Genomic DNA, 13719 nt, shown 5'->3' with positions numbered 1-13719 from the left:
GAAACGCTACGGGTATCCGGACATGATTGGACAGATCAAGATGGACAAGGAAGACCTCGAAGACTTCGTCAACGATGAGGACACCTCCGCCGAGTGCCTGCAGGTTGCTCCCATGGGCGACGGCAAGGTCGCGATCCTGTTTCTGCTCAGCGACGATGACTACGAGACCACGGTCTCGGTAATCTTCATCGTCGACAATTTCGAACCCTCGACCGCGCGCGGAGTCCTTTTCACCAGTGAATGGCTCACGTCGCTTTCGGCATCCCCCTCCGGCGAGCTGTTCGCGCTGGAGGCGACCGTATGGATCTGGCGCTATGCTGGCGCCGATTGGACCCGTGACAGGATTGGCGATCAAAGCATGCGCCAGGTATGGGCCGCGGACCCGGGTGGAGCGATCACAGTCGGCGCGGAAGGAGCGGCATACAGGCAGGTCGGGTCCAACTGGCAGCCGATCACGCCGATCGGCAACGACGAATATATGGACATTCACGGCCATCCCAAGCACGGAATCTATGCTTGCGGAGACATGGGGGTGGTTCACAAATTAGTTGGCGGAACGTGGCAGCCGCTCGAAGTTCACCGGCACGATATGTTCTACGGGATCGATGTCGCGGCCGATGGCACGATCAGGGTCTCCGGCGAGGATGGCGTGTGCCTGCGGATCGCCAATGAGGAAGTGACGGAAATAGAGCCCGTCGCAGCTTTGACTCATCTCGCCGTGCGTACATACAAAGGCAAGGGCTATTGGGGTGACGAGGTGGGCATCAACATCGAGAACGGCGACGCTTTGGCAGCGTTCGAGGATACCGGCATCGCATCGGACTTGCGCTCCGACGGCGACTTCCTTTACGCCGCCGGCATCGATGCCGCCTGGCGTTTCGACGGCAAGGAATGGAAGACGCTCACGCTCGTGTACAAAGACGGTTTCCGGCTGGAGTAGTCGGACCGAGGTTCGTACGAGCAGGGTAGCCCTGCAAACGTCGATCTCGTCGGCCGCCACCTGTTTTTGCACGTTATCCGGTCAGACAAGTCGCAACTTTTTGCCACGTTGCCCTTTGGATCGACTTCAGGGCGGCTGTCAGAGCCCATTCTCGGCCAGGTAGGCGCGCACCTTGGCAAGGTCGAGTTCCGAGATTCGCCGCGGCGCGCCGTTGACCAGCATGCGCAGCACGAACAACTCCCCTGCCTCGGGATATTCTGCATAGCGCTCTTCCGCGATTTCGCGGCCCGCATCGCCGGCAACTCGAAGGCCGTCGATATGGGCGTCCAGCCGCTCCATCAGCCGCGACAGCCGCTCCTCGTCCATGTCCGGATTCTCGTCCGGGTGGAGGAGGTGACGGTCGTACACGGTCCACAGGAACGCAGCCATTTCGGCGTGCTGCCTGACGATCTCGGGCAGAACGATCTTGTCCATCAGTTGATGTTGACCGATCCGCCGCGGATACGGTTCGTGGCGCTGGCGTGGCTTGTCACGTAGGTGCCGCGGATGGTGATGCGGCCATCCTTCTCCATGATGATTGTCGCCTTTCCGCAGCGAAGTTCGATGCGTTCTTCACCGTTTATGGTGACGCGCTCGCCATCGCGTATCACCTGCGGAGCGGGAGATTTGCGCGATGGCTCGACGATCCGGCCGATGATCAGCGGCCGTCCCGGGTCGCCTTCCTGAAACAGCAGTGCAACCTCGGCGCCAATCATCGCCGAGGTAAGTTCCGTCAGGCTGCGCGCCGGCACCGCGGTTTCCACGGGGTTGCCTGGAAAAACCACCAGGGGAGCCTCCGCGTCAAAACCCAGGAATATGCCGATCACGACGCCCTCGATGCGCTCGCGAACTTCGTTCATCAATGACCTCTGTCAATTCTGCTTGATGTTGCTGCCCTTCATGACGATATCGCTCGATGCCTTCACGTTGATATTGCTGGACCCCTTGATCGTGATGTCCTTGCCCTCGATCGTGATTGTGCCATCCTTCTTCATCGAAATGGACGCCGAGCCGCATTTCAGCGCGATCGCGTCGCCGGCTTCGATCAGGAACGTCTTGCCGACATTGATCTTTCCGTCCTCGCCGATCTGAACCATGCTCGCTTTGGCGATCTGCAACTCGTAGGCGCCCCCAACCTTGGTTCCGTCGTCGGTGGCGATTTCGGTACGCCTTCCCTTGCCGATCTTCGACTTCTGGTCGCCGGCGATGTTAAAGGTCTGGCCGCCGCCGATCGTCACGTCCTGATTTGAAGCGATGTTCCAGCTGTCCGCTGCCCCGATATCGTGGCTCTGCGCCGCGCCTACAGTGACCGACCGCGTCGCACCGATCGTATTCGCTTGCAGGCCACCGACGGTTCGCGTCTCGGATGCTCCGACCGAATCGACCCGGGCAGCGCCAACGGTCACCGTCTGGACGATCGCCACGGTTTGTGTGTGGTTGGCGCCGATCGTCTCCGTCGAGTTCGAACCGATACCTATCGTCTCATTCGAACCCACCGTCAGCGAACGGTTCACACCCACCGTCTCGGTGTCGTTGTTGCCGATATCCGTTGTCTGGTCGACGCCGACCTTGACCGTCTTGTTGTTGCCGACGTCCTCGTCAAGGTTGTGGCCGACGGAGTGCTTGGCGTCGTGGTCGATGCGATCGGACTGGTCGTGCTGCACCAGCTTGGTGCGGTCGTTCTTGATCAGAAGGTTATGATCCTTCTGCGCCTGGAAATTGACCAGTTCGGAGCCGGCCTTGTCCTCGAACATCAGCTCGTTGTAACCGCCGCCGCCTTTGGAGGAATCTGACTTCCAGCCGGATTGCGTGGCGCTGCCCGGCAGTCCGTAGGGCGGCATCTGCGAGGCATTGTAGACGCGGCCGGTGATGATCGGCAGATCCGGGTCGCCTTCGATGAAGTCGACGATCACCTCCTGGCCGATGCGCGGTATCTGGATGAAACCCCAGCCGCTGCCAGCCCAGGTCTGCGAAACCCGCACGAAGCAGGAGCTGTTCTGGTCCTTCTTGCCGAGACGGTCCCAGTGGAACTGGACCTTTACCCGCGCATATTTGTCGGTGAATATCTCCTCGCCGGACGGGCCGACTACCGTCGCCGTCTGCGGGCCGCGCATGATCGGCCGGGTCGTGACCCGCGGCGGGCGATAGGGCAAGGCGGTCGGCGCCACGCCGAGGATCACCTTGAAGTTCTCGCTTGCGACATCGGCAAGGGCTCTGTAGCCCGGATCAAACAGCCTGTATTCGGCGCTGACCACCAGATACTCCTGGTTCTGGTCTTCGCGCGGGAACCCGTCGAGCTCGAACGTGCAGCCCGAATACAACCCGCGCACGGTGCCGACAGCGGCGATGCGCTGGTGCACCGCCTGGATCTCCTCGCGCCGGATCGCGGCCAGGCTGTCGCCGCGACCGACTTCAAGATGCGCACCAGGCTGGCGGTAATTCTCGCCAGCAGCCAGCTTGTGGCCGAACGGCTGGGCTGACTTGGCCATGAGGTCGGCGCCCGGCTTCTTGAAATCATAGTCGGTATGGGCATAGGCGCCCGGCCGCACTGAACTGCCTGGAATCCATTCGGTGATGTATTCGACGTCGCGCCGGGAGCCCTGCCCTTCGAAGTGATACGGCACCTTCTCATAGCCCGGCGCCGGCTTCAGCTTGTTCATGGCATCGGCCAGCACAAGCGTGTGCTTGCCCTCGTCATGCTCGAAGAAATACAGGATGCCCTCGTGCTCGAGCAGCCGCTGCACGAAGTCCAGATCGGTCTCATCATATTGCACGCAATATTCGCGCGGCGGATAGGAACCTTGCAGGCGTTTCTCGAATTTTGCCGTACTGTATTTCGAAAAAACTTCCTCGATAATTTCGATGACACTCATGTTCTGGAAGATGCGGCAGTCGGTCGTATTGCCGAGAAACCAGAGCCATGGCCTGACGACTGCTTCGTAATAGGCCAGTCGATCCTCGATCCGGGTGAGGCGAAACTCCGACACGATGCCGCTGAACCAGCGCTGGGGGTCGGCTTCACCTTCGATCGAGACGGGGCCACCCAGCATCTTCAGCGGATCGATATCGTGGCTGGGGCTCACGAACCCGACCGTATAGGCCAGACAACGACTGATCTCATCGCGCCCGACGAGATGTGTAAAGGTCAACAGCTCAGCGCCAACTGGCGTTTGCACCACCGTGGCACGTTGTTCACTTGGCATGGGTCGTGCCCCTCCTCGGCCTGGCGGCCAGCCCAGTGGATTTGAAGATCCTGATCAGGAACTCGAAATCACATCAAACCCTGATGGTTGCCAGTCCATTTCGAGCGTACCACATGTTTGTTGTGCAGGCCAAAGCGGACCACGAATAGGTGGCCCACTGTGATGCGAATTTTGGGATTAGCCACGCTAAAAACATGGAGTATCGTGTCGGCAAGGCTGCCAGCGATCACACAGGCGATTTCGCATGTTAATCAGTCTGCAGATCAGCAATGTCGATGCCCTGCCCGCTGGCGTGTCGCCCGGCTACAGATCGCGTAATCGCAGCTTCAAAATCGGGCGCGAACATTGCGACTGGATCTTGCCCGACCCTGACAAGTTCATCTCCGGCCGGCATTGCCAGATCCGATACGAGGCAGGCGCGTTTTGGCTGCACGATATTTCGCGCAATGGCACTTTCATCAATGGATCGAGCCAACGCATCACCGGTCCGCGCCGGCTAGACCACGGCGACAGGCTCCTGGTCGGCCGCTACGTCATCTTTGTATCGATTGACGACGAGCACGCAACGCCAAGTCAGCCGGAGGCTGACCGAGGTTCGACGCAACGACACATGCCGGTCGCGGCCGATCGGCTGCTTGATTCCGGAGGCGAGCCTTTTTTCAGTTCGGCAGAGCGATGGCTCGGGCAAGCCCCGCCATCGACATCGTCGTCGCCTGCGACCGTCCCTTCGACGAAAGACGAGGCGCTGCGGGAAATTGCAATTGCCGCAGGCATTTCGCCGGAATTGTTTCAATTGCGTGATCCGCATGAAGTCGCTGCCGAAATCGGCGCGGTGCTGCGCACGGTGGTCGAGCAACTGGCCATGCTGCTGAAGGCACGTGCGGCCGCAAAGACATTGGCCAAGAGCCCACACCGAACAATGGTAAGCTCCGCTGAAAACAATCCCCTCAAATTTGTCCCGGGCACCGACGACATACTCGAAATCATGTTCGCGCGGCGCAGGGCCGGCTATCTCGATGCCAGGCACAGCGTCGAAGACGCATTCCGCGATCTCAAGGCGCACGAATTTGCCACCTATGCCGCCATGCAAGCTGCGCTCTCTCGACTGCTTGACGACCTGTCGCCGGAAGCGATCGGCAAAAAGCTCCCGCCGACGTCGTTTACCTCGAAGAAGGCCCAAGCATGGGACGCGTTTGTCGGGACGTGGCGGAGCATGGAGGAAGCACACGAAAACGGCATGCTGGATATATTCTTGGCCTATTTCAGCGAAGCGTATGCAAAAGCTGACAAGCAAAAATAGACGGCCAAACAAACTGCGGCGCTTTAGCTGACGAAGAAAAGCGCGTCGGCGCACCGCATGATGTTCCAATCGACAACATCTGAGACTACGATCACATACGACAGTTCGCCAAGCGGGTAAGCCTGATTGACCTGGGGGTCTGCGGCAGATGTCATATTGCGGCGCCATAGTTTCTTGTAGCTCCGGACCGCGGCCGTGCCGGTATGATACTTGCCTGCGCTATCCGGCCAGGAAAAATCTGGCGCCTCTCGCACGCGAACGCGGGCACCGCATGGCAGCGGCATATCGGCGATGAGCTCGAAGGACGATCCTTTCGGCCCGGTGGGCAAGACCGTCATCCGCCCACGGCGCGGGCAGAATGCGAAACCAGCCGCAAGCGAACCGATTGCGAAGACCGTCGGGCCCTCGGATGTCAAAGAATCGACAGTTTTCGATCCTGACATAGGTCGGCATATGCCGCCGGACTGGACATCCGGAACCATTCTTTATCAGGGAGCATCGTCCGGTACAGCGGCCGGAGCCGAGGCAGCCGGGTCAAGGCCGACCATTGCGCAGGAGGTGCTGCTCGGCGCCGCAGACACCGTAAAATATTCGACGGCAAATCCGATCCTCGCTGCGTCAGCACCGTTGCTCGTCCTGTTCGGGCATCTCAGGCTCGTGCCGGTCGAAAGACAGGCGGCGCAATTGGCCGAACATATCGCCGCTGCGATCGAGAGGTTCGACTGGACGCTGGAGAAGTCAGGCGTTCCCCAAGAGGATGCGCGGATCGCGAAGTTTGCTCTTTGCGAAACCGCCGACGATCTTGTGGGCAACCTGCCCTGGGCCGGCAAGGACACCTGGGCACTGCACAGTATGCTGTCGCGGTTCTTTCACATCGAAGCCACTGGCGCCGGCTTTTACGAAGCATTGAACAAGGTGCTGGCCAATCCGGAGCCACACTTAGACCTGGTCGAGCTGATGCATGTCTGCCTTTCCCTGGGATTTGAGGGCCAGTATCGGGGGCTGGCGCGCGACGATACCAGTCTCGAACGTGTGCGGCGCGACGTGTACGAGACGCTTCGCTATTTCAGGGCCCGCGCCGGAGAGGATATCTCCCCCCGCTGGCAAGGCATGGCCGCGACGATGATGCCGTCTTCAATCCGCCTGCCGCTCTGGGGTGTTGCTGCAGCGGCCTCAGCCCTGCTGACGGCCGCGTTCTTCACGTTGCGGGCGTTCATGACCGATGAAGGCGATGCTGCAGCCAGACAATTGCTGGCGCTCAATCCCTCGACGCCTGTGACGATCGAGCGCGCCAGTGTGGTACCCTCGCTTTCCAAACCGGTGACAGTCGCCTCGCCTGCTGCAACCGAGCAGATCGACCGCATCCGCTCGGCACTGGCCACGCAAGTCGAGCGCGGCGGGCTCACCGTCGGCATGAAGGGCGACTTCATCGTTGTGGAGATCAGCAATCTCTTGTTGTTTCAGCCTGGCAAGACCGAAGTGAAGCCCGAGTTTCTGCCACTGGCCGCACAGATTGCCGCAGCCCTTGAGCACGAGCCAGGGCCAATCAGGATCGTTGGCCACACGGACAATGTGAAGCCACGGAAATCAAGCACGTTCAAATCCAACTTTGACCTTTCTGTCGTCCGCGCGAAGGCTGTTGAAACAATGATCGCCGCGAAACTTAGCGATCCCTCGCGAATAACCGCCGATGGCAAGGGCGAAGATGAGCCAATTGCCGACAATGCGACGTCCGAGGGCCGCGCCAAGAACCGCCGTGTCGACGTGATGATCCCCAAGGAGGAAACGCTGTGAACACCGCCGGTCGGAAACGCCCATGATGCGTTGGCTGCCGCGGATATTCAGCACGGCCGCGTTGGCCGGTTTCGCGGCGGCGATCTGGTTTGCTGGACCTTTGATCCGCTTCGCCGATATCCGGCCGCTGGGACCTGTCTGGTTGCGCGCGACAATCATCGGCACGATCGTGGCGACCGCGGCCCTCGTTTACGCAGTGCGCGTCTGGCAGGTGAGAAAGGCGCAAAAAGCGCTCGAGATCGTCATTGCCCGCAACGACGGGGGCAATGACGATTCACCGGTGCTCGAGGCGCGCATGAGTGAGGCCATCGCAGCACTCAAGCGGTCGAGCGGCAAGCGCAATTTCCTTTACGACATTCCCTGGTACATCGTCATTGGCCCGCCCGGCGCCGGCAAGACGACGGCACTGGTCAATTCGGGTCTGAATTTTCCGCTTGCCGGTTCAGGAGACGCCCAGCCGGTGGCCGGTGTTGGCGGCACCCGCTCCTGCGACTGGTGGTTTACCGAAGAGGCCGTGCTGATCGACACGGCGGGACGCTACACCACGCAGGATTCCAATGCTGGAAGCGACAGCAAGAGCTGGCTTGCGTTTTTGTCACTGCTCAAGAAATACCGCACCAGACAACCGATCAACGGGGTTATCCTGGCCATCAGCCTTGCCGATCTCATCAGCCTCGATGACCAGCAGCTCGACGCCCATGTCGTTGAAATACGAAGTCGCCTGAGGGAGATCCACGAGACGCTGAAAATCCAGTTTCCGGTGTACCTGCTTTTCACCAAGGCCGATCTTGTTGCCGGCTTCATGGATTATTTCGGCAGTTTCGAGGAGCCGCGCAGGCGCAAGGTCTGGGGCGCGACATTCCAGACCACAGACCGCAACAAGAACATGGCCGGTGAGGCTCCGGCCGAATTCGATGCACTGGCGAACCGCTTGGCGGATGAGATGGCTGATCGCCTGCAGGAAGAGGCTGATCCCGTCGCGCGCATATCGATCTTTGGCTTTCCGGCCCAGTTTTACGCGCTCAAGGGCCGAATTGCCGGTTTCGTGACCAGCCTGTTCGATCCGGTCCGCAGGCAGGTGAATGTCAGCTTGCGTGGGCTCTACTTCTCGTCGGGGACCCAAGAGGGGACGCCGATCGATCAGGTGTTGGGCGCAATCGGCCGCAGCTTCGGCAACAATTCCCGCCCCCATCTGTCCGGAACCGGCAAGAGCTTCTTTTTGCACGACCTCCTGACTGATGTCATTTTCGCTGAATCCGAATGGGTTTCCTATGACCGAGCGACCGAGAGGCGGGCAGCGGTTCTCCGATATTGCGGCTTTGGCATCATAGCGTTGATCACAGCCATAGCCCTTGGCACGCTCGGGATGAGCTTCATGGCCAACCGCTCACTGATCGCCTCCACGACGCAGGCGATGAGCCAATATCGCGTGACAGCGGACGCCCTGCTCAAAACGACGACGGTCACCGATGTCGACCTTGAAAACGTCATCGGGCCGCTCGACCAATTGCGCAACATGCCGGCCGGTTTCGAAACCAGTGACTTACCGACACCGATCGCGGAAACGGTCGGCCTTGGCCAGCGGGAAAGGCTTCTTTCGGCATCGACAACGGCCTACCGGCAAGCACTGGAACGAATGTTGCGGTCGCGTCTGCTTATTCAGGCTGAGCGGACAGTCCAGGCGACGATGGCTGATCCCGCCGCGCTTTACGAACCGCTCAAGATTTACCTGATGCTCGGTGGTAAGGCACCCAAGGTCGATGATCCATTGATCATCTCCTGGATGAAGCAGGATTGGGAACAGAACCGGTATCCGGGCGAGAGCAACCGGGAAGGACGCGCGCAGCTCGAAAAGCACTTACGCGCCATGCTTGCGTTGGACGATGCCTATGATCCGGTTTTCGAACTCAACCAGCCGCTTGTGGAAGCCGCCCAGCGTTCGCTCGGGCGCATGAGCCTTGCCGATCGTGCGTCCGCGTCGATCAAGTCGGCGGTGTACGCGGCTGCGCTGGACGATTTTTCTGTTTCGCAAAAAGGCGGGCCGGAAGCGCAACTTGTGTTCGAGCGCGTCGATGGCGGCGATTTGTCGAAGCTCCGTGTTCCCGGTCTCTACACCCATGCCGGATTCAACAACTTTTATCTCGGACAGCTTTCGCGCATTGCGCAGACACTCGACGACGACCAGTGGGTTCTGGGAGGTGGCGGCGAGCAAGGCGGCATCGATCAGGAGTTGCTCAAACTCGGCCCCGAACTTCTCGACCGCTACGGCAAGGAGTTCGCAGCCGCATGGAACAGCGTTCTCGATGGTTTGAAATTCAAGGCCATGCTGAACGACAAGCCGCACTATGTCGCGCTTTCCGCCGTTGCCTCACCAAGCTCGCCGATCGAACAGCTTTTTACCGCGATTGCCGAGGAAACAGCCCTGGCGCGCGACTCTGTCTCTGGCGAAGAGTCGGGCACAGGGATGCAAGCCGGCACCGTCATGCGCCAGTCCCAGGACGCCGCAGACATGGCCAAGGGCCTGGCTCGCATCGGCATTCAAGTTAGCTCCGCAAAATCGCAAAGCCGTGCCGGTACCGGGTCCGCGAAATTTCAAAGCCAGAGCCCCGGGGCAAACATCGAAGCGCAGTTCAGGTCCTTCCAGGCTCTGGTAAGCGGTCCTTTTGGACACCGACCGATCGATGCGCTGACCCAGAATTTTCGCGATATCCACCAGAGCCTGCAACTGGCAACCGAGGTCCCTTCGCAGACGGAACGTGTAAACGCCAACCTGCAGCTGCAGATAGCCACCCTTCGCGCCAATGCATCGCGTCTGCCCAAGCAACTCGGCAGAATGGTCAACGCAACTGCAGACGAATTTGAGGGCAACGCGGCTGAAATTTCGTTGACGAATTTGAACGAGATGCTCGAACAGGCCGTCACGCAGCCCTGCGAGGAGGCGGTCAACGGCCGCTACCCCTTCGCCGGCGATGGTACCCAGGATATTGCGATGGCGGACTTCGCCAAGTTGTTCTCTCCGGGCGGCCTGATGGACCGGTTCTTCGCACAGAACCTTGCTTCCTTGATCGACATGAGCGGCCAGGACTGGAGCTGGAAACAGGATGCGCGCTTTGGGCGCGACCTGTCGAAGTCGACGCTGAAAAACTTTCAGGTGGCTGCGGAAATCCGCAACGCCTTTTTCCCCTCGGGCGGATCAATGCCCTCGGTCAACCTGACCTTTGCCCCGTTCTCGCTGAATGGCGATGCAGATGCTGCGGTGCTCGACGTCGATGGCCAGATCGTCCAGAGCAACCAGGCGGGTAACACGCCAAGCACGGTGTCCTGGCCGAGCGGCGCGGCCTCGGCGTCCGCCAGTCTGAGACTGATACCGGAAATGCCGGGCCGCGAATCCGCAATCAGGTTCGAAGGGCCGTGGTCGCTCAAGCGGTTGCTGGACAAGGCGACGATCACCAGCAAAGACGGCACTGTTGAGGCGCGCTTCGTAATCGGCGGACGCGACGTCAGCTATACGATCCAGACCGGTTCCGGACCCAGCCCGTTCTTCCTTCCCGCACTTTCTGCATTCAGCTGTCCGAAGGCGTTTTGAGAGGATTTGAGCCTCACCTGGTGCAACTAGGGCGCCAAAAGTTGCTGCGATCACGGATTGTCCTTCCATCGGTGAAGTCGCATCAGAGTGAACTCTGGGATAAAGCGCATTTGCCTGTGCGGTTGATATGCATTATTATGTGCATACATTGTGCAGCAATGAATTTTTGAGGTTTCCCATGCCGCCGGTTCAGCATGCATACAACGCAATGGTCTCGGGCTTCGTTGACAGCCTTCAGGAGCCTCGGACCCCCTATATCTCGCCCCAACGCCTGTCGAAGGCCCTAGGTGTGAAGATTGCCAATCTGGCGCAGCTAACAGGCGTCCATCGAAATACGTTGCGCAACCCTTCCTCCGAGCGCCTGCAGGGCAGGATGCGCGAAATGGTGAAGGTGATCTCGGCGGCGACGGAACTCACCGGCGAAGTTGACAGGGCCATTTATTGGTATCGCAACGAGCCGATCGCCGACTATGGGCATCGCACGGCGGCCGAACTTGTCGCCAACGGCCAAGTCGAGGCGGTTCTCGCGTTTGTTCGCGATCTTGAGAACGGCGCGCGCGGGTGAAAATCTCTCGCGTCGGTCCCGACGAAATCTTTCATCGCTACCTAACACCCAAATGGGCCTTCCTCCCGACCAGCGGTGCGGGCGCAGCTTCCGACGGTGGCCGCTTCAATCGGCCGGGGGTCGAAGCGCTGTATCTGTCGCGAGCGCCCCAGACAGCGCTCGAGGAATAAGCAAGGCGCCAGTATCACGCCGCCGGCGACGCTCGCTACCTACGATCCCGATAACCGCCTTCCGCACAATCAGTCGTCGTGGTCGTAATCCGCCAGTGCCTGCTGCAAAGACTACAATCCGCTATTGGGTTCAATGATGACAGCCACGTTCCGCCCGGCGTCGTCAATAGCCCTTGCCATCAAGCCTCTTCCGAAAAGCGTCACGCGCTCAAAGCTAAATTTCGGTACTTTAATATTGCAGCATATGGCAAAGTGGCGCTAGCGAGCGCCTGAGAGTGCGCTGCAGAGGACGCTTCGAGAAGCGCTTGGTGGCAAGTTGAGCGATGTCGCCCTTTCCTTTGAAAGCTTCGGCGTGAGCCACAATGGCTGTGTCCGTGAGCACAATGAAGACAACTATCTGGTCGAGCCACGGACTGGCCTGTGGGTGGTGGCCGACGGAATGGGTGGGCATGAAGCCGGAGAGGTCGCTTCAGCCAGCATTGTCGATCATCTGGCCACGATCGGCATTGCCAGTTCCGCCCCGGATCTTCGTGCGCGCTTCGAGGACAGGCTGAGCCGCGCCAACGCCGAGATCCGCAAGATCTCCGAATCCCGCGGCATAACCATCGGCTCCACCGTTGCCGCCCTGTTGGCGATGGATGGGCGATTTGCCTGCCTGTGGGCGGGCGACAGCCGGGTTTATCTGATCCGCAACGCCTCGATCTCGCAGATATCGAAGGACCACACCGAAGTTCAGGAACTTCTCGACCGCGGTATGATCAGCGCAGCCGAGGCGCTCACCTGGCCGCGCCGCAATGTCATCACGCATGCGGTAGGCGTCAGCGACGAAATCGTCATCGATTTCCAGCAAGGGGAAATCATGCCGGGAGACATCTTTGTGTTGTGCACCGATGGGCTGACTGCGCATTTGACCGATGCCGAAATCGGCGCCGCGGTCGTGACTGCAACACCTCAGGCGGCCTGTGAGGCTCTGCTGAAAACGGTGCTGGAGCGAGGCGGGACAGACAATGTCACGATTGTACTGGTAAAATTCGCAAGCAGAAGCAATGGGCACCCCCCCTACCCTGATCTGTCCAGAGCGGAGGGTTGAGGCTGATGAGCGCCGACGACAAGACGCGAATATCGCCGCAACTGGCCAACACAGCCGTCGGCACGCAGCTCAGCGGCATCTACGAACTTGACGAGAGGATCGCATTCGGCGGCATGGGTGAGGTCTACCGCGGCCACAACATCCAGACTGGCGACCATGTCGCGATCAAGATCGTCCTGCCCGAATTTGCCCGCGACCCGACGATCTTGTCCTTGTTCCGCAAGGAAGCGTCGATCCTCAATCACCTCTCGCATGATGCGGTCGTGAGATATCACGTCTTCACGATCGATCCAGGGATCGGTCGTCCCTATCTTGCGATGGAATTCGTCGACGGCGAGTCGCTATACGACATTATGCGACGTGGCCCAATGCCGACTGAGGAGGTGCGCAAGCTCTGCCATCGCCTCACGTCGGGTCTGAGCGCCGTGCATCAGGCGGGAGCAATTCACCGCGACCTCTCTCCGGACAACATCATCTTGCCGGGCGGGCGGGTTGACCGCGCCAAGATCATCGATTTCGGTATCGCGCGATCGGCGACCGTCGGCGGTGAGACCCTGATCGGCGGAAAATTCGCGGGAAAGTACAACTACGTTTCCCCCGAACAACTGGGGCTATACAGCGGCGATGTCAGCGAGCAGTCCGACATCTACAGCCTGGGGCTGGTGCTGGTTGCCGCCCTGCGCGGCAAGCCGATCGACATGAGCGGGTCCCAATTCGAGATCATCGAAAAGCGCCGGACCGTGCCCGACCTGTCCGACATCGATGACGATTTTCGTGACATTGTTGAAGCCATGCTGCAGCCGGATCCGCGAGACCGCCCGGCGAGCATGGCGGAAATCGCCAGGATGACGCGTGACGAGGACGAAGGGACAACGCCGCCGACGTTCATCCCAAACCGCGACAGGCCGGGTTTGCCACGGGCGGGGCAAACCCTTGCGCCCGATCCGAAGGCCTCGTCCCCGCCATCCAATGTTTTAGGCCATGACGCGCCTTTGGCGGGCTCGGGCGGGCAGCGCTTTGTCCCGCATGTCC

The 13719-nt window shown here is 60.1% G+C and carries 11 protein-coding genes and 1 pseudogene; 8 read left to right on the top strand and 4 right to left on the bottom strand.

Going from position 1 to position 13719, the window contains the following annotated elements:
• Positions 1–40 precede the first annotated feature (40 nt).
• Positions 41–940: a hypothetical protein gene (locus E5W70_RS07065; protein ID WP_292655748.1), complete on the top strand. Its 900-nt coding sequence runs from the start codon at positions 41–43 to the stop codon at positions 938–940.
• Between the two features lie 138 nt (positions 941–1078).
• Here E5W70_RS07065 and E5W70_RS07060 read toward each other — a convergent pair whose 3' ends face one another.
• From E5W70_RS07060 to tssI, 3 genes are read right to left on the bottom strand one after another with little or no spacing between them, the layout of a single operon-like run.
• Positions 1079–1414 (bottom strand): hypothetical protein, encoded by a 336-nt coding sequence (locus E5W70_RS07060; protein WP_292655746.1) that lies wholly within the window; start codon positions 1412–1414, stop codon positions 1079–1081.
• Positions 1414–1839 (bottom strand): DUF6484 domain-containing protein, encoded by a 426-nt coding sequence (locus E5W70_RS07055; RefSeq protein ID WP_292655744.1) that lies wholly within the window; start codon positions 1837–1839, stop codon positions 1414–1416. The genes E5W70_RS07060 and E5W70_RS07055 overlap by 1 nt, the downstream gene beginning before the upstream one ends.
• A 12-nt stretch (positions 1840–1851) precedes the next feature.
• A complete protein-coding gene (gene tssI / locus E5W70_RS07050) occupies positions 1852–4182 on the bottom strand; it encodes a type VI secretion system tip protein VgrG (protein WP_292655742.1) in 2331 nt (776 codons plus the stop codon).
• Between the two features lie 292 nt (positions 4183–4474).
• On the opposite strand from tssI, the gene tagH reads away from it, so the two are divergent.
• Positions 4475–5482, top strand: coding sequence for a type VI secretion system-associated FHA domain protein TagH (gene tagH / locus E5W70_RS07045; RefSeq protein ID WP_366509677.1), 1008 nt, complete (start codon positions 4475–4477; stop codon positions 5480–5482).
• Positions 5483–5505: 23 nt separating this feature from the next.
• Here tagH and E5W70_RS07040 read toward each other — a convergent pair whose 3' ends face one another.
• Positions 5506–5811, bottom strand: coding sequence for a hypothetical protein (locus E5W70_RS07040; protein ID WP_292655853.1), 306 nt, complete (start codon positions 5809–5811; stop codon positions 5506–5508).
• 229 nt (positions 5812–6040) lie between these two features.
• Between E5W70_RS07040 and tssL the strand changes: the two genes are divergently transcribed.
• The 6 genes and pseudogenes from tssL to E5W70_RS07010 form a co-directional block, all read left to right on the top strand.
• Positions 6041–7276 (top strand): type VI secretion system protein TssL, long form, encoded by a 1236-nt coding sequence (gene tssL / locus E5W70_RS07035; RefSeq protein ID WP_366509676.1) that lies wholly within the window; start codon positions 6041–6043, stop codon positions 7274–7276.
• A 22-nt stretch (positions 7277–7298) separates the two neighbouring features.
• Entirely contained in the window at positions 7299–10862 is a 3564-nt protein-coding gene (gene tssM, locus E5W70_RS07030) for a type VI secretion system membrane subunit TssM (RefSeq protein WP_292655737.1), read from the top strand.
• Between the two features lie 178 nt (positions 10863–11040).
• Positions 11041–11427 carry a hypothetical protein gene (locus tag E5W70_RS07025; RefSeq protein ID WP_292655734.1) on the top strand — a complete coding sequence of 129 codons (387 nt, stop codon included), beginning with the start codon at positions 11041–11043 and terminating at the stop codon, positions 11425–11427.
• Positions 11424–11634: pseudogene (locus E5W70_RS07020) on the top strand (RES domain-containing protein); the annotation flags it as partial. The gene E5W70_RS07025 and the pseudogene E5W70_RS07020, both read left to right, overlap by 4 nt.
• A gap of 279 nt (positions 11635–11913) precedes the next feature.
• Positions 11914–12687: a protein phosphatase 2C domain-containing protein gene (locus E5W70_RS07015; RefSeq protein ID WP_292655729.1), complete on the top strand. Its 774-nt coding sequence runs from the start codon at positions 11914–11916 to the stop codon at positions 12685–12687.
• A gap of 5 nt (positions 12688–12692) precedes the next feature.
• A partial coding sequence (locus E5W70_RS07010; RefSeq protein ID WP_292655727.1) for a serine/threonine-protein kinase occupies positions 12693–13719 on the top strand: 1027 nt, incomplete at its 3' end.

The organism is Mesorhizobium sp. (assembly GCF_005063415.1).
In the GTDB taxonomy this organism is placed as follows: domain Bacteria; phylum Pseudomonadota; class Alphaproteobacteria; order Rhizobiales; family Rhizobiaceae; genus Mesorhizobium.
Note: the sequence above shows the minus strand (reverse complement) of the source record. Positions and strands in the feature narration are given on the sequence as shown.

Bases quoted from the DNA above. Each gene is read 5' to 3' on its own strand.
- E5W70_RS07065 (WP_292655748.1), top strand. From the start codon at position 41: ATGGACAAGGAAGACCTCGAAGACTTCGTCAACGATGAGGACACCTCC.
- tssI (WP_292655742.1), bottom strand. From the start codon at position 4,182: ATGCCAAGTGAACAACGTGCCACGGTGGTGCAAACGCCAGTTGGCGCT.
- E5W70_RS07055 (WP_292655744.1), bottom strand. From the start codon at position 1,839: ATGAACGAAGTTCGCGAGCGCATCGAGGGCGTCGTGATCGGCATATTC.
- E5W70_RS07060 (WP_292655746.1), bottom strand. From the start codon at position 1,414: ATGGACAAGATCGTTCTGCCCGAGATCGTCAGGCAGCACGCCGAAATG.
- tssM (WP_292655737.1), top strand. From the start codon at position 7,299: ATGATGCGTTGGCTGCCGCGGATATTCAGCACGGCCGCGTTGGCCGGT.
- E5W70_RS07025 (WP_292655734.1), top strand. From the start codon at position 11,041: ATGCCGCCGGTTCAGCATGCATACAACGCAATGGTCTCGGGCTTCGTT.